Genomic DNA, 22256 nt, shown 5'->3' on the forward strand with positions numbered 1-22256 from the left:
TCAATAACTTTTCTTCTATATTTAGTTACCAAAACAAGATGATAATACAACAAGAATACCGAATGATTATTATTGTCTAAATCCATTCTATTACATAACCTCCTTCCTATAATACTGATTATATCATGAAGCAAGAATTTATCAAGCAACATTCATGACCCACTTACAGAAGTGGGCGACTTCTGTTGCTGTTTATGTTAAAAAACGACAAAATATATAAAAAGATAATAATTAAATGGAATATACTGTATAATGTATAAAAAATAAAATTCATATACTCTAAAATTGGAGTATGATGTTGAAAAAATATTTTATTTCCTTATCAAATTTCAACAAAAATTAGAGAGGGTGGGTGCTAAAATATAATAGAAAATAGAACTAAGGGGGATAAATATGAAGGACGTTGTTGAAATAGCAAGCTGTAGAACTATATTAGACGACAATAGAAGCTATATCTACAGGTACTATATGGTTAAAAATTGTAAAAAATTCAATATAAGGGATAATGAACTGGAGATAAAATGCTACGGTATTGAGGTAGTTAGGGAGGATTATGATAAAAACAAGATAGTTGCAACAGAAAGGGAGAGAATTGACATTGTAAGTACAGATAGAACAAAGGTACTAAAGCTTTTAATAGACCTTCAAAGGAATGAAGTTTCACCTGTTCACCTCTTTGAGGTGGTTGGAGAATACGTTGATGAATGGACAAGCGACTTTGATAATGAAATTTCAAAGCTTGAGGCAAAATTAGTATTTGCGTAAATAAATCATTAACCGAATTTAAAGTAGAACTTATCTACTTTTGTAATCAGTATTTAGGCGGATTTAGACAGTCGTTTAGTAGTTGTGGTAAAAAAGTTACCTTTTCTACTAAGTTAACATTTTATAAAGTTGTGGGTAGTTCATTAAGTTTTATAGAATAAACTTTGTTGACTTAAGGTGAGTTTGTGCTAATCTATAAATAAGTAAACGGGGTGTCATTACCTCTTGTTTACTTATTTAAAATTAAAATTTATAAAGGTGATTTGATGATAAAGGGTATAGGAACAGATATAATTGAGATAAGTAGAATAAAAAAGGCAGTAGAAAATAGTAGTTTTTTAGAAAGGGTTTACACCAAAAAGGAACTTGAATATATAAAGACTAAACCAATAGAAAGTGCAGCAGGATATTTTGCAGCAAAGGAGGCAGTATCTAAGGCACTTGGAACTGGAATAAAGGGATTTTCCTTTAGGGATATTGAAATACTAAAAAGGGATGGAGCACCCTATGTTGTTCTACATAGAGGTGCTAAAAAAATTGCAGAGGATAAAGAAATAAAAAACATACAGCTTTCAATTTCTCACTGCAGAGAATATGCAGTGGCATATGTGGTAATGGAGGGGTAGAATGAAGGTATCAAAGGCTCAAAATATGAGAAATATTGATAGAAGGGCTATGGAAAAGTATAAAATTCCCGGCATAGTGCTTATGGAAAATGCAGCCTGGGCCCTTTTTAAAAGAATAAAGGAGAAGGAAGTAAAAAGAGTTTTAGTTGTGTGCGGCGTAGGTAACAATGGAGGAGACGGGTTTGCACTATCAAGACTTCTTATGATAAACGGTTATGATGTCAGCGTATACCTATTTGGAGATGAAGATAAAATAAAGGGCGATGCAAGAATAAACTATGACATACTTCTTAATATGGGAGTTTTAATAAAAAAAGAATTAGAGGGCTTAAAACAGGAATTAAAGTGCTCTGATGTTGCAGTTGATGCTCTGTTTGGTACAGGCCTTGATAGGGAGGTTGAGGGAATATATAAGGAGGTAATTGAAGCAATAAACCTTTTTTCAAAATATATAATATCTGTAGATATTCCATCAGGAATAAACTCAGATACAGGCCTTAAGATGGGGAGTGCTGTCTTTGCAAACGAAACAGTAACCTTCGGGACAGCAAAACTTGGCCTTCTTATTAACGATGGAAGAGAACATAGTGGAACTATTTATATCGACAACATTTCAATCCCAAAGGCCTGTATAGATGAAGAGGGACTAAAAATTTCAACAAACTATAGTGAGTTTCCCAAAAGCCTTTTAAAAAAAAGACATTTTGACGTAAATAAAGGAAGCTGTGGGAAGGTTGCAGTAATTGGTGGCTGTTTTAATATGTCGGGGGCAGTAACCCTAACGCTAAAAGCAGCCTTAAGAACAGGAAGTGGACTTGTAACAGGAGTCGTTCAAAGAAGTATTGTTGATAGAATTGCTTCTTTCTTACCAGAGGCAACCTATAGAATTTGCAACGAGAAGGACGGATACCTCCTTTTTACAACAAGAGAACTTGATGAAATAATGCAGAGCTACGATGCTGTTGCAGTGGGTGTTGGTATAGGAAGGAGCAACCATATTACATCCGTAATCTCATATCTACTTGAAAAGTCAACAAAACCACTAATAATAGATGCAGATGGACTAAATATGCTCTGCAGCATAAAGGCAAGGCTTAAAACAAAAAAATGTCAGGTTGTTTTAACTCCCCATCCTGGTGAGTTTTCAAGACTTACAGGTCTTGATGTTGACTATATAAACAAAAATAGAGTAGATGTTGCTGTAAATTTTGCAAAGGAATATGGATGCATACTTCTTTTAAAGGGTGCAAGCACAGTAGTTACTGATGGAGATAGGGTGTATATAAACACCACAGGAAACCCAGGGATGGCAACGGGAGGCTCTGGTGATATTTTAACGGGAGTAATTCTATCCTTGATAGGTCAAGGCTATACACCCTATGATGCAGCCCTCCTTGGTGCATATCTTCACGGATGTGCAGGAGATTTTGCATATAAAAAGTATGGAAATGGATTAGTCGCCAGTGATATAATAGAATATATAGGACAGGCTATGTTATAGTAATAAATCACCTACAAAAAGAATATTTATAATTGTAGTATTTTTGTAGGTGATTTTTTATGAAAAGACAAATATCTATTATTTTAATCACAATATTCGCAATATTCATAATTTCCTGTAAAATAACCAAAAAGGACAAAAGTGTTGAGGACTTTATATTAACACTAAATTCATATAAATCCGAAGTAGAAATAGAAATCTACAGCAACAAAGGCACATCAAAGTATAGACAGCTTCAGATATATAAATTCCCCGACAAGGTTAGAATTGAGACATTAGAGCCAGAATTTTTAAAGGGAAAAGTAATGATTTTTAATAATGGAAGGTTTGAGATATATCATCCCTTGATAAACCAAAAATATGAGGGAGACATAAAGGTAGAACCAACCTTTATACATCTTGGTATTATTCAAACAAGTTTGATAAAAAATAAAGAATATACAACAACCTATACTATGTTAGATGGTATAGAGACAATTAAACTTAGGTTAAAGTTAGAGGGTGATAACATATACAAAAATGAGGCTGTAGTTTATTTTACCAAGAAGGATATTAGACCACTTTACTTTGAAATTTACGACAACAGTGGCACTTTACGATACAGGGCAAAGTTTATAAACTTTGAATGTAATAAAGATATAAAGGATGATGTTTTTACTATCGGTTTAAATTGAAGGGGGAATAATGATGTTAAGGCCCTATTATGCAGAAATTAATCTTGATAGTATAAGAAATAATATAAAAGAAGTAAAAAGGGTAGTTAAGGATAGAAGGGTAATTGGAGTTATAAAGGCAGATGCCTATGGACACGGGGCAGTTGAGGTTGCAAAGGTTTTAAAGGAGGAGGGTGTTGATTTTTTTGCAGTTGCCATAATAACAGAGGCATTAGAGTTAAGGGATGCAAAAATAGAGGATGATATTCTTGTATTAGGCTACACACCAGAGGAATACTTTGAAACTGCAGTAGAAAACAATATAACACTTACAGTATACGATGTTAATTTAGCAGAAAAACTTAATTTAGTTGCACAAAAAATGAATAAAAGAGCAAAGGTGCACATAAAAATAGATACTGGTATGGGAAGATTGGGCTTTTTGGTAGGTGAAGAGACAAAAAGGGATATAAAAAGAATATGTGCCCTTGATAATATTTATGTTGAGGGCATATATTCGCATTTTGCTTGTGCAGACCTTAAGGATAAAACCTATTCAAAAATGCAGCTTGAAAAGTTTAAATGGATGATTGACGAGTTAAAAAAGGAAGGAATAAGCTTTAAAATTAAACATATGGCAAACAGTGCAGCAATAATAGATTTAGAGGAGAGCTACTTTGATGCAGTTCGCCCTGGAATAATGCTCTATGGCTATTATCCATCCGATGAGGTGGATAAGACAAGGGTAAATCTAATACCTGCAATGAGCCTTAAGGCAAAGGTTGCAATGGTAAAAAAAGTAGACAAGGGTACCTCAATTAGCTATGGACGACAGTATATTGCAGAGAGTGAAAGGCTAATTGCAACACTTCCCTTAGGTTATGCAGACGGCTTTTCAAGGATACTGTCAGGAAATGCAAAGGTTTTAATAAAGGGAAGAGAAGTTGACGTTGTAGGCAGAATATGTATGGATCAATGTATGGCTGATGTGACAGAGGTTGAGGATGTAAAGATAGGTGATGAAGTTGTTGTGATGGGAAAATCAGGTAACAAGGCTATAACAGCAGATACAATAGCACAAAGGCTTGGAACTATAAGCTATGAAGTTCTTTGTATGGTCTCAAAACGCGTCCCAAGGGTTTATATGAGTGCCACCCAGGTGAAATGTGACATTTCCCAAAAAGCGGAACATCCTGATGCTAAATAATTTATTAAGCTACAAAAGTCATCTATGTGTGTGTTCTGAAAAATGCCACGTAATAAAATGAAAAATTCAAAAACCAAAAAATAGCAACATAGAGTATGTAACATCTTGTGGATAAAATTGTTAAACAGAAAGTTTACCTACAAATAGCTACTTTATAAAGTTGGAGTAGTTTTGCAATAAAGTTATTGATGGGAAATATGGTTTTCACATATTATATTATTGTTTAAATTGGGAATAATGATAAAGAGGAATAATGGTTGCAAATAAAGTAAGTTAAGTGCTATAATAAAAGCATTAGAGCCTCGCCTACATAGGTAAATTTAGGGGGTATGATGATGAAAAATAAAAAAATAACAGTGAGCCTCCCCGAGAGCTTACTTGATGAATTTGATAAATTTATAGAATGTGAAAATGGTAAAAATAGAAGTCAATTTATTAAGGAAGCTGTAATATTATATATTAAGGAACATAAAAAGAAAAACATTAGGGAACTTATGAAGAAGGGCTATCAGGAGATGGGTAGCATTAACCTTGAAATTGCAGAATGTGGAATGGACTGCGATTTTAAGGAACTTGCCAAATATGAAGCAGAGCTTGCGGAGAGTGATATATTAGATGGTTCAGGTGGTGAAAAGAGGAGATATATTCTATGCTGATTTAAGCCCTGTCATAGGTTCTGAACAAGGAGGAGTAAGACCTGTACTTATTATACAAAACGATGTAGGTAATAGGTACAGCCCTACTGTAATTGTTGCGGCCATAACCTCACAGATAAACAAGGCAAAACTCCCAACCCACGTTGAGATTTGCTGTGAAGATTATGGACTAACAAAGGATTCTGTTATCCTGCTTGAGCAGGTTAGAACAATAGACAAAAGAAGGCTCAAGGAAAAGATAGGACATATAAGTGATGGACTAATGAAAAAGGTAGACGATGCATTACTTATAAGTTTAGGACTTATTGACTTTTAGTGCCACCCAGGTGAAATGTGACATTTTCCTTTTGTTGTAAAAGTAAATTTAAATGTACCTATAGAGAAGATACTAAAAAACAATTTTTGCAAAGTGTCAACCACTCGGTTGGCACTTTTATTTTTTAAAAGTGCAGTAAAATAGTAAATTTTACAAATGAAACTTATATATTTAGATTAAGTCAAATTAATTATCTGAAATAAAAATATTGTTTTAGAAAAATATTAATAAACAAAACAATAAAAGATACGTGGAAAAAATATATAAATATTTATAAAAAATAGAAGGAATTCTTATAAATATTTCGAATAGTATTATTTAGGAACAAATATGCTATTTGTCAAAGGAACTCAAAAACCTTAGACAAAAATTTTACTGGGGGGGTATTAATGATTTCAAAACAAAAATTATTCAAAAAACTGACAGCTTGGTTTATTAGCTTTTTAATGCTTTTTAACATCTTAGGCCTAAACATCCAAGGTTACGCAGCCCAGACAGAAATTGTTGCAGCGTGGGATTATACGTCTGCACCTACAAGCTATCCAATACCTGCAACAAGTGGGGTACTTAAGGATAGTGCTTTTTTGAGCCATTTTAGAAGTGACAATATAATTCCAAAATACAGTTCAGGCAGTTTATCCATAAATGGATGGGATAACGGTGCAAACACAAAATATTGGCAAATACAACTTTCAACCAAGGGTTACGAAAACTTAACTTTATCAGCCAAAACACGTTCATCATCAACAGGTCCTAAAAATTTTAAAGTAATATACAGCATAGATAATGGAGCTACCTGGAATGATGTCCCAAATAGTGATTATGCAATAACAGGCACTACTTTATCATATTATATGCCAACCTTATTATTGCCACAGGATGCATCCAATGTTGAAAACCTTATAATAAGATTTATAATGACAAGCAACGCCACAAGTTCATCAACTACAGTAACAGAGGTTGCTCCAACTGGTACAAGTAACATAAACAATATTGTAGTTTCAGGTACTTTAGTAGTTGACGAGGAAACAGTTGCACCTGTAACAGCAACTCCAGAGAGCGGTTCAGAAGTAGCTCTAAATTCAAAGGTTGCTCTTTCTTGTGAAACAGAGGGTGCAACAATAATGTATTCAATAAACGATGGTGAGTTTATCCAATATGATCAACAAAATAAAATTACTCTAACACAACTCCCAATAACAATAAAGGCATATGCAGTAAAAGAAGGAATGAAAAACAGCATAACCTCAACCTTTACATATACACAGGGTAAAGTTGCATCAGTTACAGCAAGCCCAAATGGAGGAGCAGTGCTTCCCTTCAAGAAAGTAACACTATCTTGTGAAACTCCAAATTCTATAATTAAATACTCTTTAGATAATGGAGAAACTTGGAATACATATGAAGCTCCAATAACTTTAACAAATCTTCCAGTAACAATAAAGGCATATGCAACAGCAGAAGGTTTATTAGACAGCCCAATTTCAACATTTAATTTTACAAAAAAGATAAACAGCGAATATAACATATACTTTGGACAAATACATTCACATACAACAAATTCTGACGGTCTTGGTTCATTAGACGACGCATATACCTATGCAAAAAACACTGCAAAGCTTGACTTTTTTGCAGTAACAGACCATTCTAATTCCTTTGACAATGCAAACATTTCTTCAATGGCAGATGGCTCAAAGAGCACGAAATGGCTGAATGGACATAGTGCTGCAGACAGATACACAGACAGTAATTTTGTTGGTATCTATGCCTTTGAAATGACTTGGTCAAATGGAACAGGGCACATAAATACCTTCAACACTCCAGGTTTTGAAACCCGTGACACAGCAAAATACAAATTGCCAGACGGATTAAAGCAGTATTACAATGTACTAAAACTATTCCCTGATTCAATTTCACAGTTTAATCATCCGGGACCAACATTTGGCGATTTCAATGATTTTGCATACTATGATCCACAAATAGACAAACTCATAACATTAATTGAAGTAGGTAATGGAGAGGGGCCAATAAGAAGCAGTGGATATTTCCCTTCATATGAATATTACACCCGTGCCCTTGATAAGGGATGGCATTTAGCACCAACAAATAACCAAGACAATCATCTTGGAAACTGGGGAACTGCAAACACAGGAAGAACAGTTGTATTAGCAGACAGCCTAACAAGAGAAAATATATACGATGCAATGAGAAATATGAGGGTATATGCAACAGAAGACAACAACCTAAGGATAAAATACACTTTAAATGGTGAAATAATGGGTACGATACTCGATTCAAAACCAGAAAGTGTATATATAAAGGTTGATATAGAGGACCCAGATAATGAACCATTAGGTAAAATATCAGTAATAGCAAATGGTGGAAAGATAGTAGAAACAAAGACAGTAACAACTAATAAAGATGTGGTTGAATTCAATCTTTCACCTAACTATTCGTATTACTATATAAGAGTAGATCAAGTTGATAAAGACATAGCAGTTACAGCACCAGTTTGGATTGGAGAAGTTGATAAGGCAGGAATATCAAAAACAACAGCAAGCACAACACTACCCCTAAAGGGTGAGAGCTTTAAGATTACAACAAACTATTTCAACAATGAAAATGTTCCTATGGAAATTACAAGCTTAGTATATTCAATCAATGGTAAAGTAATAAAAGAAGTACCACAATTAGAAACAGTTAACCCATTATCAACAGGTTCATATTCCTTTGACTATATACCAGTTTCTGCAGGAAAGTTTAATATTGATGTAAAAATGACAGCAAAGATAAATGGTGTGGAAAAGATTTTTACAGATGTATTAAAAATAGAGGTGGCAGACCCTGCAATAACCACTAAGATTGTGGTAGATGCAACCCACTATAATGACTATGTATATGGTTATTATGCAAACAACCTAAACAACTTTATAACTATAGCAAATAGCAGAAAAATTGCTGTTAATGTGGAGAAAAATAAGCTTACAGATGAAGTTTTAAAGGATGCCCAGCTTTTAGTAATAACAGCACCTGCAAAGAAGGCAGGAACTGTAAATAGTATACCATATCAACCACAGAGTTTTAGTGATGAAGACCTTCAGGTTATAAAAAGATTTGTTGACAAAGGAGGAAACCTAATAATTTGTGGTATTGCTGACTATCAGGATGGAATAGGTCAATATCAAACATCAACCCAAATGAACAGATTACTTGAAGCAATAGGTGCAACTACAAGATTTAATAATGATGAAGTAGTTGACGATGTAAATAAGGTAAATAATCAAAACTATAGACTTGCATTCAATAACTATAATTTTGAATCACCTTATTTAAGTGGTGTATCTCCTGAACAAAAATACAGCTTCTACAGCGGATGTTCACTAAATATTGATAGTGAAGCATTAGCAACAGGAAAAACAACTTGGCTTGTAAAGGGCTATGATACAACAAGGTCGATAGATTCAAATAAAAACCTTCCTGGCGTTTCATTACCTGAGGGAAGCGTATATGCCCTTGCTGTAGAAAAGCTGCCAGGTGGCGGAAATATGTTTATAGGTGGAACAGTATTTATATCTGACTTTGAAATAAAGGTTCAGCTTGATAATTCAACACAGCTTCAAAACAGCAACTACAACATAACATTAAATATACTCGACTCCATAAAAAAGGTCATACCTGTAAGTAAAATTAATACTGTCCGTTCAGGAAACAAAGGGGATATATTCTGCGTAGAGGGTATAGTTACAGCAGGAAAGACTCCTTCAGATAACAGCTTCTTTGACACCTTATACATTCAGGATGAAACAGGAGGAATAAACCTATTTCCAATTTCAAGTTCAGACATAATGGTAGGACAGAGGGTAAAAGCAGTTGGAACTTTAGATGAATATCAAGGAGACTTAGAACTTAGGGTTATTGAATATGAAGTAACAGATACAAATATAAATCCTATAGAACCAACCCTACTATCAACAAAGGATGCAATGGATAGCAAAAACGGTGGACTTCTTGTAAAGGTTATAGGTACTGTTACAAGAATGGACGCACAAAACATTTATGTTGACGATGGTAGTGGTGAGGCACGTATATTTGTTGATGGATATATAGGCGATGGAAGTGGAGATGAATCAAAGAAAGGTAAATGGGATGAAAGGATTACTGTAGGTAGCAGGATAAGTGCAGTAGGATTAGCCTCCGTAGATCCAAATGGACCAAGACTAAGGGTTAGAAATGTTAGTGAAATAGTATTTCTTGAACCAGCAAAAATTAGTGTAAGTGGAATAAGTTTAAATACAACAAGCAAGATAATTAATATTGGAGAGAGCATTAATTTAATTGCAACAGTTGAACCAAGCAATGCAAGCAATAAAGATGTAGTTTGGGAATCAAGCAATGAAGGTATTGCAAAAGTAGATGCAAGTGGAAAAGTAACTGCAGTATCAGAGGGAGAAGCTAAAATAAAGGTAAGAACATTAGATGGAAATTATGAGGCTCAGTGTACAATTTACGTAATAAAACAAAATGCAAATGGATTAAGTATAAGGTATGCAGGTGTTAATAGATACTTGACGTCTGTAGAAGTATCAAAAAAAGGATTTAATAGAGCAGATATAGTTATAATTGCAAGTGGTGAAAATTATTCAGATGCACTTTGTGCAGTACCATTATCAAAGAAGTATAATGCACCAATACTACTTGTTTCAAGAAATAAAATAGCAAATGAAGTAGTTGAAGAAATAAAAAGATTAGAGGCAAAACAAGCCTTTATAGTAGGTGGTAATGCTGTTGTGTCAGATGAAGTAAAGATGGAGCTTGAAAAGATAGGAGTAGATGTAACAAGGATATCAGGCAAAGATAGATACGAAACATCCTATGAAGTGGCTAAACTATTAAATTTTGATAAGGCTGTAATTGTGAGTAGAGAAGGATTTGCGGATGCACTATCTATATCATCAATAGCAGCAAAAAATGGATGGCCAATTTTGTTTACAAAAAAGAATCAATTACCAGAACAAATAAAAGAATTAATAAACACAAGTAAACCAGAAGAAGTATATGTAATAGGAGGAGTAGCAGTAATATCAGATGATGTTATAAATAATATTGAAAACGCTGTAAGAATAGCAGGGAAAGATAGATATGAGACGAATTTAGAAATAGCGAAAAAGTTTAATAATGAAATAAATTATGAAAGAATATTTGTAGCAACAGGAAAGAATTTTCCAGACGGTCTATTTGCTGGAACATTAGCTGCTATGACTAATTCATTTGTATTTTTAACAGGGGATGGTGTCTCTGAATCAATAAAAAATCATATAATTGAAAATAGATTAGACAATACTATTGTATTTGTTGTTGGAGGATACAAAGTTGTAACAGAAGAAATAATAAAAGAATTTTTTTAGTCCCACCAAGAGCTCCGAAAAAATGATACCTTAAAAATTGTCATCACTATATATAGTACATAAAAGATAATATGTGCAACTATATATAGTATGTTTTTAAAAATAATTTGATTTTTTCGGAGGTCTCCCACCCAGGTGAAATGTGACATTTCCATTAGCTGTAAAAAAGTAAATTTAAATGTACCTATAGAGAAGATACTAAAAAACAATTTTTGCAAAGTGTCAACCACTCGGTTGGCACTTTTATCTTGTATAATGTAAAGGGTATGAATTATACTACTCTTTCAGAATTTTATTAAAAGGGCCGAATGATGTTTATTGATTTTTTTATCTAATGAATGTATTAATTTATTATTAAAAAAATTAAAAATTGTCAACGTAAAAATAGTGTGTATTTTGTCAAAATATGTGCTATAATATTTGTGCGGTTAGAAAAATAAGCCTTATGGCATAATAAATATAAAGACCAAAAGGAGGGAATGTGTGATGAATAGAGACATCAACAAACTAAAGGAAATAGCAGTTGAAGTTAGAAAAAACATCATAAAGATGCTAACTGAATCTCAATCAGGGCACCCAGGCGGCTCACTTTCAGCGGTGGAAATCCTAACATCACTATACTTTAGTGAAATGAAGGTTGACCCAAACAATCCAAAATGGGAGGATAGAGACAGATTTATTCTTTCAAAGGGACATGCAGCACCAGTTCTATATGCAGTTCTTGCAGAAAAGGGCTTCTTTGACAAGTCAGAGCTTATGACTCTAAGAAAGATTGACTCAAATCTTCAAGGACACCCAAGCATAAAGAACACTCCTGGTGTAGATATGTCAACAGGTTCATTAGGCCAAGGACTTTCTGTAGCAAATGGAATGGCACTTGCTGGAAAGCTTGATAACAAAGATTATAGAGTCTACATACTACTAGGCGATGGAGAACTTGAAGAAGGTCAAGTTTGGGAAGCAGCAATGACAGCAGCACATTACAAGCTTGATAATGTAACAGCATTTGTAGATTTTAATGGACTACAAATAGATGGTCCTTGTACACAAGTTATGAATGTAACTCCAATTGCAGATAAGTTTAGAGCATTTGGATGGAATGTAATTGAAATAGATGGACACGATTACAATCAAATATTTGATGCAATAGATAAGGCAAAATCTACAAAGGGAATGCCAACTATGATAGTTGCAAAAACTGTAAAGGGTAAGGGTGTATCCTTTATGGAAAATCAAGTAGGCTGGCATGGAACAGCACCAAGCAAAGAACAATGCGAACAAGCACTACAAGAGTTAGGAGGTGCGATTAATGGCTAATTTAGCAACAAGAGAGGCATATGGAAAGGCACTTGTGGAACTTGGTAAGGAGAATAAAAATATAGTTGTTTTAGATGCAGACCTTTCAAAATCAACAAAAACAGCTGATTTTGCAAAGGCATATCCAGAAAGATTCTTCAATGTTGGTATAGCAGAGGCAGACCTTATTGGAACAGCAGCAGGACTTTCAACTTGTGGAAAGATTCCTTTTGCAAGCACATTTGCTATGTTTGCAGCAGGAAGAGCATTTGAACAAATAAGAAACTCAGTCTGCTATCCAAAGCTAAATGTAAAGATTGCAGCAACACATGCTGGACTTACAGTTGGTGAAGATGGTGCATCACACCAATCAGTAGAAGATATAGCAATAATGAGAAGTATACCAAATATGACAGTAATATGCCCATCAGACGATGTTGAAACAATGGCAGCAGTTAAGGCAGCAAGCGAATATTATGGACCTGTATACATAAGACTTGGAAGATCATCAGTTCCAACAATAAACGACAGACCAGAATATAAGTTTGAAATAGGAAAGGCTGTTTTATTAAAGGAAGGTAAGGATGTTTCAATATTTGCAACAGGAATAATGGTAAGTGAAGCACTAAAGGCAGCAGAAGAGCTTCAAAAGGAAGGAATAGATGCAGAAGTTATAAACATCCATACAATAAAGCCAATTGATGAAGAGGCTGTTGTAAACTCAGTTAAAAAGACAAAGGCAGCAGTAACTTGCGAAGAACACAACATAATAGGTGGACTTGGAAGTGCTGTTTGCGAAGTTCTATCAGAAAAGTATCCAGCACCTGTAAAGAGAGTAGGAATAAAAGATACATTTGGTGAATCAGGAAAGCCAGCAGAACTTCTTAAGAAGTATGGATTAACAAAGGATGAAATTATAAAGGCTGCAAAGGAAGCAGTAGCAGCAAAATAAAAAAGTGCCACCCAGGTGAAATGTGACATTATCCATAAAATGTAAACAATACCACCCAAGATAGATGCGGAAGGCCACAACTGCCCCGTATTACACTTGGGTGGTTTAATTTTTACTCATAATATGTATAAAGGATGAAAAAACAAGAATATTAACATTAAGTGAATAAAATAGCATTTCTGAATTTTATTAATCAAACTACTGTGCATACTAATCTAAAATAGAGAAAAACACAAAAAATATACAGCCATTGCATAAAATGAAAGCCATTGAATTTGCTTTATTTAAGGCAAAATGATAAAATGAATATGCAGAATTGGAACGACATTACCAATAGGAAGGAGGAATAATATGAAGAAAGCAATAAAGGAATACATTTTAATTACCCTTGGAATCTTTTTAGTTGCTGTTGGTATATACTACTTTTTAGTTCCAAGCAACCTTGCAGCAGGTGGAGTGAGCGGACTTGCAATTGTAATAAATCAATTTTTTCCATCAATTCCTGTTGGACTTTTAATGCTTGGAATGAATATAATCCTATTTATAATTGCATTCATAGTAATAGGCAGCAATTTTGGTGCAAAAACAATCTATTCGAGCCTTGGTCTTTCTGGAATGATATGGGTTTTAGAAAAGTTATACCCCATTTCACAGCCTATGGTCGATGATTTACTTTTACAGCTTTTATTCGGTATATTAATCTCGGGTATAGGTATGGGAATAGTATTTAATCAAAATGCTTCAACAGGCGGTACAGACATAATAGCAAAGATTATAAATAAATTCTTCCATATTGATATTGGAAAGTCACTTCTTTTATCAGATTTTTTGATAACACTTGCAGCAGGCTTAACCTTTGGACCAAAGATAGGTATGTATGCACTTTTAGGAGTTGTAATAAATGGATTTGTTATTGATAACGTTATTCAAGGTTTAAATGTATGTAAACAGGTAACAATAATTAGTTCAAAGAGTGAAGAAATAAAAAAATATATAATAGAAGAGCTTGGAAGAGGTGTAACTATCTACGACGGTAGAGGTGCCTTTACAGGCGAAAAGAAGGAAGTTTTAATGACTATAATTAGCAGAAAGGAATTTATAAAACTTAGAGAATATATAAAGGAACTTGATAAGAGAGCCTTTATAAGCGTAAGCAATGTACACGAAGTCTTAGGAGAAGGATTTACAGAACTTGAGTAAAGGAATATTATATCAATAATGTTCAGATTGTTGACAAACCTGTTTTTTAGATAAGATTAGAAAAAGCCCCTGAAAGGATTTTAAAAAGGCATATTTCATTAGTTTTAGCAATTCTATTTTTAGACTTTGAAAAAGTTCGTAATTTGACACAGGACGTGTCGAGCCGAGCGGCCATTAGGACGGTGGCATCACGAAGGTAGGACTTTTTCAAAAAAGAAAAGCTTAGAATTGCTTAAGTTGTAGAACGGATGCCCAACAAATCCTTCGTGGGGCTAATTGATATATAACTTTTTCAACAGCCTGTAGTTAAAAAAACACGTAGGTCTCCCACCCAGGTGCGATGTGGAAATTAATAAAAAATGTCACATTTCACCTGGGTGGCACTTTTTTAAAAAATTTTCACACAAAAAAACAAATTTATGTTATTATATATGTTGTAGAAAAATATATAACTATTATACAATACGACGAAATAAGGAGTTGTTGCTGATGATAGAACTTAAAAATGTTTCAAAGGTCTACAAGAACAACCATATTGCACTATCAAACGTCAGCTTTAAAGTGCAAAAGGGTGAGTTTGTGTTTTTGGTTGGACCAAGTGGTGCAGGTAAATCAACAATTTTAAAACTTCTAATGAAGGAGATTGAACCTACAAGTGGAGATATAGTAGTAAATAATGTAAATATAACAAATTTAAAAAGAAAAGAAATCCCATATTATAGAAGAAGCATAGGAGTAGTATTCCAAGACTTTAGACTTCTTCCTGATAAAACAGTTTATGAAAATGTAGAGTTTGCATTGCAAATAGTAGAGGCAAGTCACAAGGACATAAAAAAGAGGGTACCCCAAGTATTAGATATGGTTGGTTTATATAGCAAACAAAAAAACTATCCACACCAACTATCAGGTGGAGAACAGCAGAGGGTAGCTATTGCAAGAGCGATAGTAAACAACCCAAAGCTTTTAATATGTGACGAGCCAACAGGAAACCTTGACCCAGATACAGCACAGGAGATTATGAGCCTAATAAACGATATAAACAAGAGCGGAACTACGGTTCTTATGGTAACCCACGCAAAGGATCTTGTTGACAGAATGAAAAAGAGAGTTATAGCAATAGAAAAGGGTGTAATAGTGAGAGATCAGCAAAGAGGTGTATACGGATATGAGGATTAATACGATAAAGTACTATATAAAAGAATCATTAAAAAGTGTGTATAGAAACAGAATAATGAGTCTTGCATCAATCACAACAGTTGCAGCAACACTATTTATACTTGGTGTCTTTATGCTACTTGCAATAAATGTTAATCGCTTTGCAGCAAATGTTGAGGATATGATTGAAATAACAGCCTTTCTAAAGGACGATGTAACAACATTAGAAAAACAGAAGCTTGAGAGACAAATAAAAGAAATACAGGGCGTTGTAAGTGTAGAATATGAATCAAAGGAAAAGGCACTTGAAAAATTTAAAGAACAGCTTGGAGAAAACAAGGACCTTGCGAAGGGCCTTGAAGAATCAAATCCACTACCAGCATCCTTTATAATAAAGGTTGACAGCCCAGACAGCGTAGAATATGTAAGCCCAAGAATAGCTCAATTAGAAGGCGTACTTAAGGTAAAGGATGCAAAAAAGACAGTTCAAACTATAGGAAAGCTTGTAAAAATAATTAGATATTCTTCAACTATTCTAATGGTAATTTTAGGTACAATTTCAATCTTTTTAATATCAAACACAATAAAGCTAACTGTTTTTGCAAGAAAAAGAGAAATAAGCATAATGAAATATATAGGTGCAACAGATTGGTTTATAAGATGGCCATTTATATTAGAAGGTTTACTTTTAGGCCTAATAGGAGGCTTTATAGCTGCACTTATTGTAGAAAATGCATATACCTATGCAGCGAACACAATAAAGAACAATATAATGATAATTACATTAGTACCGCCACAGGAGGCTGTTAAACAAATATGGTGGCAGTTCAGCCTTCTTGGAACTTTAATTGGAGGATTCGGAAGCTATATTTCAATAAGAAGATTCCTATCTGTATAAAATTTGGTTTGGGGGGATGGTTGTGAAAAAGAGATTATTTACCATTACAATGGCAATATTTTTATCATTATCATCTACATTTGTTTATGCAGATGAACTTAAGGAAAAGCAAAAGCAGCTGAATGAAACAAAGAAAAACATTGAAAACCTAAAGGATAAGATTGATGATGTAAAGGACAAGCAGGAAGATGTAGAAAAGGAAATAAATAATCTAAACAGCAAAATAGATAAGCTTCAAAATAGCATAGAGAACTTAGATAACCAAATAGTAGATACTAAAATGAGAATTAAACAGCTCAATAAAGAAATAAAACAGCTTGAGAAGGAATACGAAGAGCAGCAGGAACTGTATAAGGAAAGAATAAAGGTTATGTATATGAATGGGCCATCAAGCATTTTAGAAGTTTTGTTAGATTCTCATAGCTTTTCAGATTTCTTTGGACGAGCAGAGATTGTAAAGGCAATAGTTGAAAATGACAAAAATATATTAAAATCAATAGCAGAAAAGAAGGAAGAAATAGAAAATAAAGCAAAAGAGGTAACGCAAAAGCAGCAAAGATTATTGAGTATGCAGTATGAATTATCATCTCAAAAAAGTCAACTTGATGAAGCCTGCAGAGAACAAAGAAAACTATATGATAAACTTGAAAAGGATAAAGCATACTTAGAAAGGGTATTAAAGGCAGAACAAGAGGAATCAAAGCTACTTGAAAAACAAATAAAAGAAATACAGGCAAGACAGAACAAAAACAATAACTTTGGCACTTTTTCAAAAACAGGTATTATTAAGGTTAGCGATTTAGGATATATTCCAAGGGTAACATCACCCTTTGGAATGAGAATGCATCCAGTTTTAGGCTATGCAAGAATGCACAATGGTATGGATATTGCAGTTCCAACAGGAACACCTATTTATTCAATGGCAAAAGGAGAAGTTATAATAGCACAATATATGAGTAGTTATGGTAATGTGGTAATAATAGACCACGGGGATGGATTAACCTCAACCTATGCCCACCTTTCAAAGATATCTGTTTCAGTTGGACAAGTTGTTGAAAAGGGACAAATGATTGGAAAATCAGGTAACACGGGCCTCTCCTCAGGACCACACCTACATTTTGAAATAAGAAAAAATGGTGTTCCTGTAGACCCAGCACCATATTATATAGTTGGACAATAAATAAAAAACTGGCAGTCATATCACTTATAACATTTGATATGACTGCCAGTTTTCGTTATCCAATAAGATAAAATCAAACAAAATGCTTATAGTAAATCTGAAAATCCTTACGATGCCATCGTCCTGATAGCCGCTCGGCTCGGCACGTCCTATGCTGTATTACGCACTTTTTCTACATTAAAACCAATATTTAATAAAAATTATAATTTCAAATCCCTTCGTTGAGAGTTTTTTAATTTCAGATAACGATTGGGTTTATTGACAATCTAATATGTTTTAGTAAAATAAATGGTATAATATTACAAATATAGGGGTATCATATAAAATAAAACTATAAGAGGTAGATTGATATGAAGCGTAAATTTCTATTTGTTTTATTATTGTCATATATGGCATTTATATTTTACCTATCATCAGAACCAGCATATATATCCCATAATAGAAACAGAAAAATAATTGAAACAGTAAAGGTAACAACAGGAAAGGATATTGAAAAAAAGGTAGGTAGAGAACGTCTAAATTTTTACGTTAGGAAAAATGCCCATTTCTTTTTATTTATGTTTTTAGGAAGCCTAACATTTCTATACATAAAACATACAAAAATAAAAAATAAGTTTTTAATTGCATTTATATTTTGTTTTTTATATGCAGTTTCAGATGAGGTACATCAGTATTTCGTCCCAGGGAGAGGACCAAAAGTTATGGATGTATTAATTGATTCTACAGGTGCACTTATTGGTATAACCTTTATTAAAATAATAAATTGGAAAAGTAAAAATATTGTGGTAAAATGAAGATATTGATTGTTAAAAACATTACCTATCATAAGGGAGGATAAATATGCTTGTTTTTACAAAGGCAGAGGGAAGGTTAAAGGAAATATCCGATAAATACATAAAAAAAAGTGAGGTTGCACGAGTTTCAATGCCTATTGAATACAAAGGACAGCTCTATAGAGAAATACAGTTTAATAAAGTATTTTTAGGTAGTGTACGCCAAACTGTTAATGGCTACATATATGTTACAGAGGATGGACAAAAAGTAGAGGATGAAAGGGACATAAGGGAGCTCTCTTATCTTGCATATCAATTTGAAGTTCTATTTGATGATGTTTTCAGTGGAGGTATACCAAAGGCTGTAATAGAAGAAAAACAACTAAAAAGAGAAGAGAAGGACTTTGAAAAAATGCTTGTAGCCCTTGATGCACTTAAGGCAGAGGGCCTTGAAAAAACAGAAAAACTAAGGGATGCCTTCTTAAATCTAACAGCCTTAAAAAGAGAAAACAACAAGGTACTTAAGGAACTAATAGATAAGGTAAACAGCCTATCAAATGAAAACATAGTCTTCAGCAAAAAAATATTAGATGAAATAATGCCATATTATAGAAGGGCGCTCCTTAAAAACTTTGAAAAGATAAAGCTAATTGCCAAGACGAAGGATGAGATAGACGATGTTAAGGCAGCCCTAAACAAAAAAAGAAAATCACTCAGATTTAGAATATCAGGTACAGAACTTATGGATTGTCTAAATAGACTCGATTACGGCATAGACTACTTCAAAAAAGTTTTAACCGTTTACGAACCAGTATTAGATATGAGTGATAAGGAATATATTAAGTACCTTGATTCTATGGATAGAAAAAATGTTGAAGAGAAGATGATGAAGTTAAGATAAAAAATACTGAATTAAATATTGGAATTTTTGTTGAAACGGCTTGATAAATATAATAAAATTTGTTTAATATAATTATGCAAAATACCATTACCTTTATTGCTTAAGAGGGGTCAAAATATGTGTACTAAAGATTTAATAGTAAATTAAAAATAAAGAAGTAGATTTTTACAAAAAAGTATGTTATAATTTCAACTAAGATTTTAATATAAAAAAGGTTTAAAGAGTATTTAGTATCAATTTAAGTTATAAACAATTTAACGATGATTGGAGGGGTTAAATCTATGAAGGCAAAGAAGTTCCTATCAGGAGCATTAGTAGCTACAATGCTTCTATCAAACACAGCCTTCAGCTTATTACCTCACAAGGTATATGCAGCTGAGGTATCAAACAGAATTGAAGGTACTACAAGATATGGTACAGCAAAGGAAATAGCACTAAAGGGTTGGTCAAATGGAGCAGAAACAGTTATTATAGCAAATGGTGCTGTATTTGCAGATGCATTGGCATCCGCAGGTCTTTCAGCAAAATATGATGCACCAATATTACTAACTAAAAAGGATAATTTAAGTGATGAAGCAAAGCAAGCTTTACAAGCATTAGCACCAAGCAAAGTGATAATAATTGGTGGAACTGGTGCAGTATCAACAACAGTAGAAAATCAAATAAAAACTGTATTAGGTAATATAACAATCAACAGAATTGCAGGGCAAGACAGATATGAAACATCAGTAAAGATAGCTGAAGAGCTTGGAAATACAGAAGAAGCTTTTGTTGTAACAGGGGACAAGCTCCCAGATGCAATGACAGTTGCAAGTTTAGCAGCAAGAAAGAAAATGCCAATCATATTAACAAAAAAGGATAATTTACCACAAAAAGTATCAGCATACATAAACAATGAAAATGCACCTAAAAAGTTCTATGTAATTGGTGGAACAAGTGCTATATCAAATGAAGTTGCTTCAAAATTCAACAATTCACAAAGAATAGCTGGAAGCGATAGATACGAAACAAACTCTAAGTTTATTGAGACTTTTAAAGAAGAATATGACATGGATAAAATTTATTTAGCAAATGGCCAAAACAATGAATATACAGATGCAATTCCTGGTGCAGCACTTGCAGCAAAGGAATGGGCACCAATAGTATTTGTAAAGCCAGTTTTAAGTGAATCAACAAAGGAAACATTAAATAATGTAATGACTCCAAATACAAAGGTTGTTGCTTTTGGTGGAACTTCAGCAGTTTCAAATGAATCATTACAACAATCTAAGCCTCAATACCAAGAGTTTAAGACTGGAACAGTTGGAGCAAATGAAAAATTGACAATATATAGCTCAAATGTTTCATTAAATGGTACATCAACATTAAAAAATGCTGTAGTTTTAGGTAATCTTTATGTTCTTGGAAATCAAGTTACATTAGATAACGTAACAGTTACAGGAACTGTATATGTTGATACAATAGGAAGCGTTAATTTAGATGGCGTAAAATGTACTGAAGTAAAAGTTCTTGCAGCTCAAGAGGTAAAATTAGAAGGTAATGCTGTAAAGGTTAGTGTAGAGACAAGAAAGAATACACAAGCACCTACATTAAAATTAGAAAGTACAAAGGTTAATAAAGTAGAAGTTAAATCAAATGTTAAATTAGCTGTATCAGATAAAGCAAATATAGAAAATGTTGAAGTTAAAGAATACAACAGAGAAAATAGAGAGGTTATTGTTAAAGAAGGTACACTAAAGGCAGAGGTTGTAGTAAATGCATCAGCAAACATAGTTGCTGAACAAGGTGCAAAGGTAGAAAAGGTAGTAGTAGAAAAGAAGGATGTAACATTAAATGTAGATGGTGCTGTAGGTAAGGTAGAAGTAAATAAAGAATCTACTGTAAATATAGGTTCAAATGCAAAAACAGAAATAAGTGTAGCAGATACAGTTGAAAAGATAGACTTAAATATAGATAATGGTGCAGATATAACAGTATCCCCAGATACAAACTTAGAAGAAAAAATAAACCTTGGTGGTGAAGGTGCATCAAATGTTAAGTACTTTAGAGCAGAAAAATTTGCTCAAGAAGTAGTTCAATTTGTAAATCAAAACTACACAATGAAGCACTTTAATTTAACTGCACAAGATTCAGTTATAAAAGTTAAATTAAATAGTGTTGAAGCTGAAGATTCACAAACATTAAAGGACTTCTACAATACAAGAAGAGAAAGTGGAGTTTTAAGAGACTATTTCCTAAAGGCAGAAGAGTTTGCAAATCAAAAGATATCAGGTTATGGAGACCTAAAGATTGAATTAAAGAACAAACTTGCAAACAGAGGAATAAATCTTGATTCAGATTTTAGTACTATAGTAAATGCAATAAGAGATCAAGGATTAGTTGTAGAAAACCTACCAAATGTAAGCTTTAATGGTGTAAAACTTACAAAGGTTGAGTTTGGTTCAAATACAGTTTACAATAACAATAGATTGGATTTAACTGTTGTAAAATCTGAATTAAACTTCAACAAGTCAATTGAGAATGTAACTGTTTCAGAACTAAAGGAAGCGTTAAAAGGAAAGACTATCAAGCTAACATTCGAAAATGGAGAAACATTGACAATAACATTTGAAAAGTAATATAATTAAAAATACAGGGAGGATTAAACTTCCCTGTATTTTTATTAAAAATTAATGGCTCTTTGTCAATTGTTGGGGCGGGTATTCGATTAGAATGCCTGTCCTTTCTTATTTGAGAGTGATTTTAGAAAGATAGGTTAGATTGGGGAGAGTT

At 33.3% G+C, this 22256-nt stretch carries 17 protein-coding genes and 1 pseudogene; 17 read left to right on the forward strand and 1 reads right to left on the reverse strand.

All coding sequences use genetic code 11. The features are described 5' to 3' along the window. Window positions 1-86 (reverse strand): annotated as a pseudogene (locus tag JG776_RS09215) (IS200/IS605 family transposase); the annotation flags it as partial. Window positions 87-393: 307 nt separating this feature from the next. Between JG776_RS09215 and JG776_RS09220 the strand changes: the two are divergent. The 17 genes from JG776_RS09220 to JG776_RS09300 all read left to right on the forward strand — a co-directional run bounded on the left by JG776_RS09220 (window position 394) and on the right by JG776_RS09300 (window position 22102). Continuing rightward, window positions 394-765: a DUF6514 family protein gene (locus JG776_RS09220; RefSeq protein WP_291966837.1), complete on the forward strand. Its 372-nt coding sequence runs from the start codon at window positions 394-396 to the stop codon at window positions 763-765. A gap of 266 nt (window positions 766-1031) precedes the next feature. After that, window positions 1032-1391 (forward strand): holo-ACP synthase, encoded by a 360-nt coding sequence (gene acpS, locus JG776_RS09225; RefSeq protein WP_291966839.1) that lies wholly within the window; start codon window positions 1032-1034, stop codon window positions 1389-1391. Between the two features lies 1 nt (window position 1392). Next, window positions 1393-2892 carry an NAD(P)H-hydrate dehydratase gene (locus JG776_RS09230; RefSeq protein ID WP_291966841.1) on the forward strand — a complete coding sequence of 500 codons (1500 nt, stop codon included), beginning with the start codon at window positions 1393-1395 and terminating at the stop codon, window positions 2890-2892. Window positions 2893-2951: 59 nt separating this feature from the next. Then, window positions 2952-3566 (forward strand): hypothetical protein, encoded by a 615-nt coding sequence (locus JG776_RS09235; RefSeq protein WP_291966843.1) that lies wholly within the window; start codon window positions 2952-2954, stop codon window positions 3564-3566. Between the two features lie 10 nt (window positions 3567-3576). After that, a complete protein-coding gene (gene alr / locus JG776_RS09240; RefSeq protein WP_291966846.1) occupies window positions 3577-4752 on the forward strand; it encodes an alanine racemase in 1176 nt (391 codons plus the stop codon). A 335-nt stretch (window positions 4753-5087) separates the two neighbouring features. Then, a complete protein-coding gene (locus JG776_RS09245) occupies window positions 5088-5408 on the forward strand; it encodes a ribbon-helix-helix protein, CopG family (RefSeq protein ID WP_291966848.1) in 321 nt (106 codons plus the stop codon). Further along, window positions 5368-5724, forward strand: a complete 357-nt coding sequence (locus JG776_RS09250; protein WP_291966850.1) for a type II toxin-antitoxin system PemK/MazF family toxin — start codon at window positions 5368-5370, stop codon at window positions 5722-5724. The genes JG776_RS09245 and JG776_RS09250 overlap by 41 nt, the downstream gene beginning before the upstream one ends. Before the next feature lie 389 nt (window positions 5725-6113). Then, complete coding sequence (locus JG776_RS09255; RefSeq protein WP_291966852.1) at window positions 6114-11129, forward strand: cell wall-binding repeat-containing protein; 5016 nt, start codon at window positions 6114-6116, stop codon at window positions 11127-11129. Between the two features lie 486 nt (window positions 11130-11615). Then, window positions 11616-12446 carry a transketolase gene (locus tag JG776_RS09260; RefSeq protein ID WP_027309407.1) on the forward strand — a complete coding sequence of 277 codons (831 nt, stop codon included), beginning with the start codon at window positions 11616-11618 and terminating at the stop codon, window positions 12444-12446. Next, window positions 12439-13377, forward strand: coding sequence for a transketolase family protein (locus JG776_RS09265; protein ID WP_291966855.1), 939 nt, complete (start codon window positions 12439-12441; stop codon window positions 13375-13377). Before JG776_RS09260 ends, JG776_RS09265 begins: the two co-directional genes overlap by 8 nt. 351 nt (window positions 13378-13728) lie before the next feature. Beyond that, the gene (locus tag JG776_RS09270) at window positions 13729-14577 is read left to right on the forward strand and encodes a YitT family protein (protein ID WP_291966857.1); all 849 of its coding nucleotides are present in this window, start codon (window positions 13729-13731) and stop codon (window positions 14575-14577) included. A gap of 489 nt (window positions 14578-15066) precedes the next feature. Further along, window positions 15067-15753, forward strand: a complete 687-nt coding sequence (gene ftsE / locus JG776_RS09275; RefSeq protein ID WP_291966859.1) for a cell division ATP-binding protein FtsE — start codon at window positions 15067-15069, stop codon at window positions 15751-15753. After that, the gene (gene ftsX / locus JG776_RS09280) at window positions 15743-16630 is read left to right on the forward strand and encodes a permease-like cell division protein FtsX (RefSeq protein WP_291966862.1); all 888 of its coding nucleotides are present in this window, start codon (window positions 15743-15745) and stop codon (window positions 16628-16630) included. The genes ftsE and ftsX overlap by 11 nt, the downstream gene beginning before the upstream one ends. Window positions 16631-16652: 22 nt before the next feature. After that, window positions 16653-17810: a murein hydrolase activator EnvC gene (locus tag JG776_RS09285; RefSeq protein ID WP_291966864.1), complete on the forward strand. Its 1158-nt coding sequence runs from the start codon at window positions 16653-16655 to the stop codon at window positions 17808-17810. A gap of 350 nt (window positions 17811-18160) precedes the next feature. Next, window positions 18161-18604 (forward strand): VanZ family protein, encoded by a 444-nt coding sequence (locus JG776_RS09290; RefSeq protein ID WP_291966866.1) that lies wholly within the window; start codon window positions 18161-18163, stop codon window positions 18602-18604. A gap of 46 nt (window positions 18605-18650) precedes the next feature. Next, window positions 18651-19484 (forward strand): hypothetical protein, encoded by an 834-nt coding sequence (locus JG776_RS09295; protein ID WP_291966869.1) that lies wholly within the window; start codon window positions 18651-18653, stop codon window positions 19482-19484. 281 nt (window positions 19485-19765) lie between these two features. Then, on the forward strand, window positions 19766-22102 hold the full coding sequence (locus tag JG776_RS09300; protein ID WP_291966871.1) for a cell wall-binding repeat-containing protein: 2337 nt from the start codon (window positions 19766-19768) through the stop codon (window positions 22100-22102). Window positions 22103-22256 lie beyond the last annotated feature (154 nt).

Origin of the sequence: Caloramator sp. (assembly GCF_020054765.1) — a bacterium.
Classification (GTDB): domain Bacteria; phylum Bacillota; class Clostridia; order Clostridiales; family Caloramatoraceae; genus Thermobrachium; species Thermobrachium proteoclasticum.

Excerpts from the sequence above, each read along its gene's own strand:
- JG776_RS09220 (WP_291966837.1), top strand. The coding sequence starts at position 394 with ATGAAGGACGTTGTTGAAATAGCAAGCTGTAGAACTATATTAGACGAC.
- acpS (WP_291966839.1), top strand. The coding sequence starts at position 1,032 with ATGATAAAGGGTATAGGAACAGATATAATTGAGATAAGTAGAATAAAA.
- JG776_RS09230 (WP_291966841.1), top strand. The coding sequence starts at position 1,393 with ATGAAGGTATCAAAGGCTCAAAATATGAGAAATATTGATAGAAGGGCT.
- JG776_RS09235 (WP_291966843.1), top strand. The coding sequence starts at position 2,952 with ATGAAAAGACAAATATCTATTATTTTAATCACAATATTCGCAATATTC.
- alr (WP_291966846.1), top strand. The coding sequence starts at position 3,577 with ATGATGTTAAGGCCCTATTATGCAGAAATTAATCTTGATAGTATAAGA.
- JG776_RS09245 (WP_291966848.1), top strand. The coding sequence starts at position 5,088 with ATGAAAAATAAAAAAATAACAGTGAGCCTCCCCGAGAGCTTACTTGAT.
- JG776_RS09250 (WP_291966850.1), top strand. The coding sequence starts at position 5,368 with ATGGTTCAGGTGGTGAAAAGAGGAGATATATTCTATGCTGATTTAAGC.
- JG776_RS09255 (WP_291966852.1), top strand. The coding sequence starts at position 6,114 with ATGATTTCAAAACAAAAATTATTCAAAAAACTGACAGCTTGGTTTATT.
- JG776_RS09260 (WP_027309407.1), top strand. The coding sequence starts at position 11,616 with ATGAATAGAGACATCAACAAACTAAAGGAAATAGCAGTTGAAGTTAGA.
- JG776_RS09265 (WP_291966855.1), top strand. The coding sequence starts at position 12,439 with ATGGCTAATTTAGCAACAAGAGAGGCATATGGAAAGGCACTTGTGGAA.
- JG776_RS09270 (WP_291966857.1), top strand. The coding sequence starts at position 13,729 with ATGAAGAAAGCAATAAAGGAATACATTTTAATTACCCTTGGAATCTTT.
- ftsE (WP_291966859.1), top strand. The coding sequence starts at position 15,067 with ATGATAGAACTTAAAAATGTTTCAAAGGTCTACAAGAACAACCATATT.
- ftsX (WP_291966862.1), top strand. The coding sequence starts at position 15,743 with ATGAGGATTAATACGATAAAGTACTATATAAAAGAATCATTAAAAAGT.
- JG776_RS09290 (WP_291966866.1), top strand. The coding sequence starts at position 18,161 with ATGAAGCGTAAATTTCTATTTGTTTTATTATTGTCATATATGGCATTT.
- JG776_RS09295 (WP_291966869.1), top strand. The coding sequence starts at position 18,651 with ATGCTTGTTTTTACAAAGGCAGAGGGAAGGTTAAAGGAAATATCCGAT.
- JG776_RS09300 (WP_291966871.1), top strand. The coding sequence starts at position 19,766 with ATGAAGGCAAAGAAGTTCCTATCAGGAGCATTAGTAGCTACAATGCTT.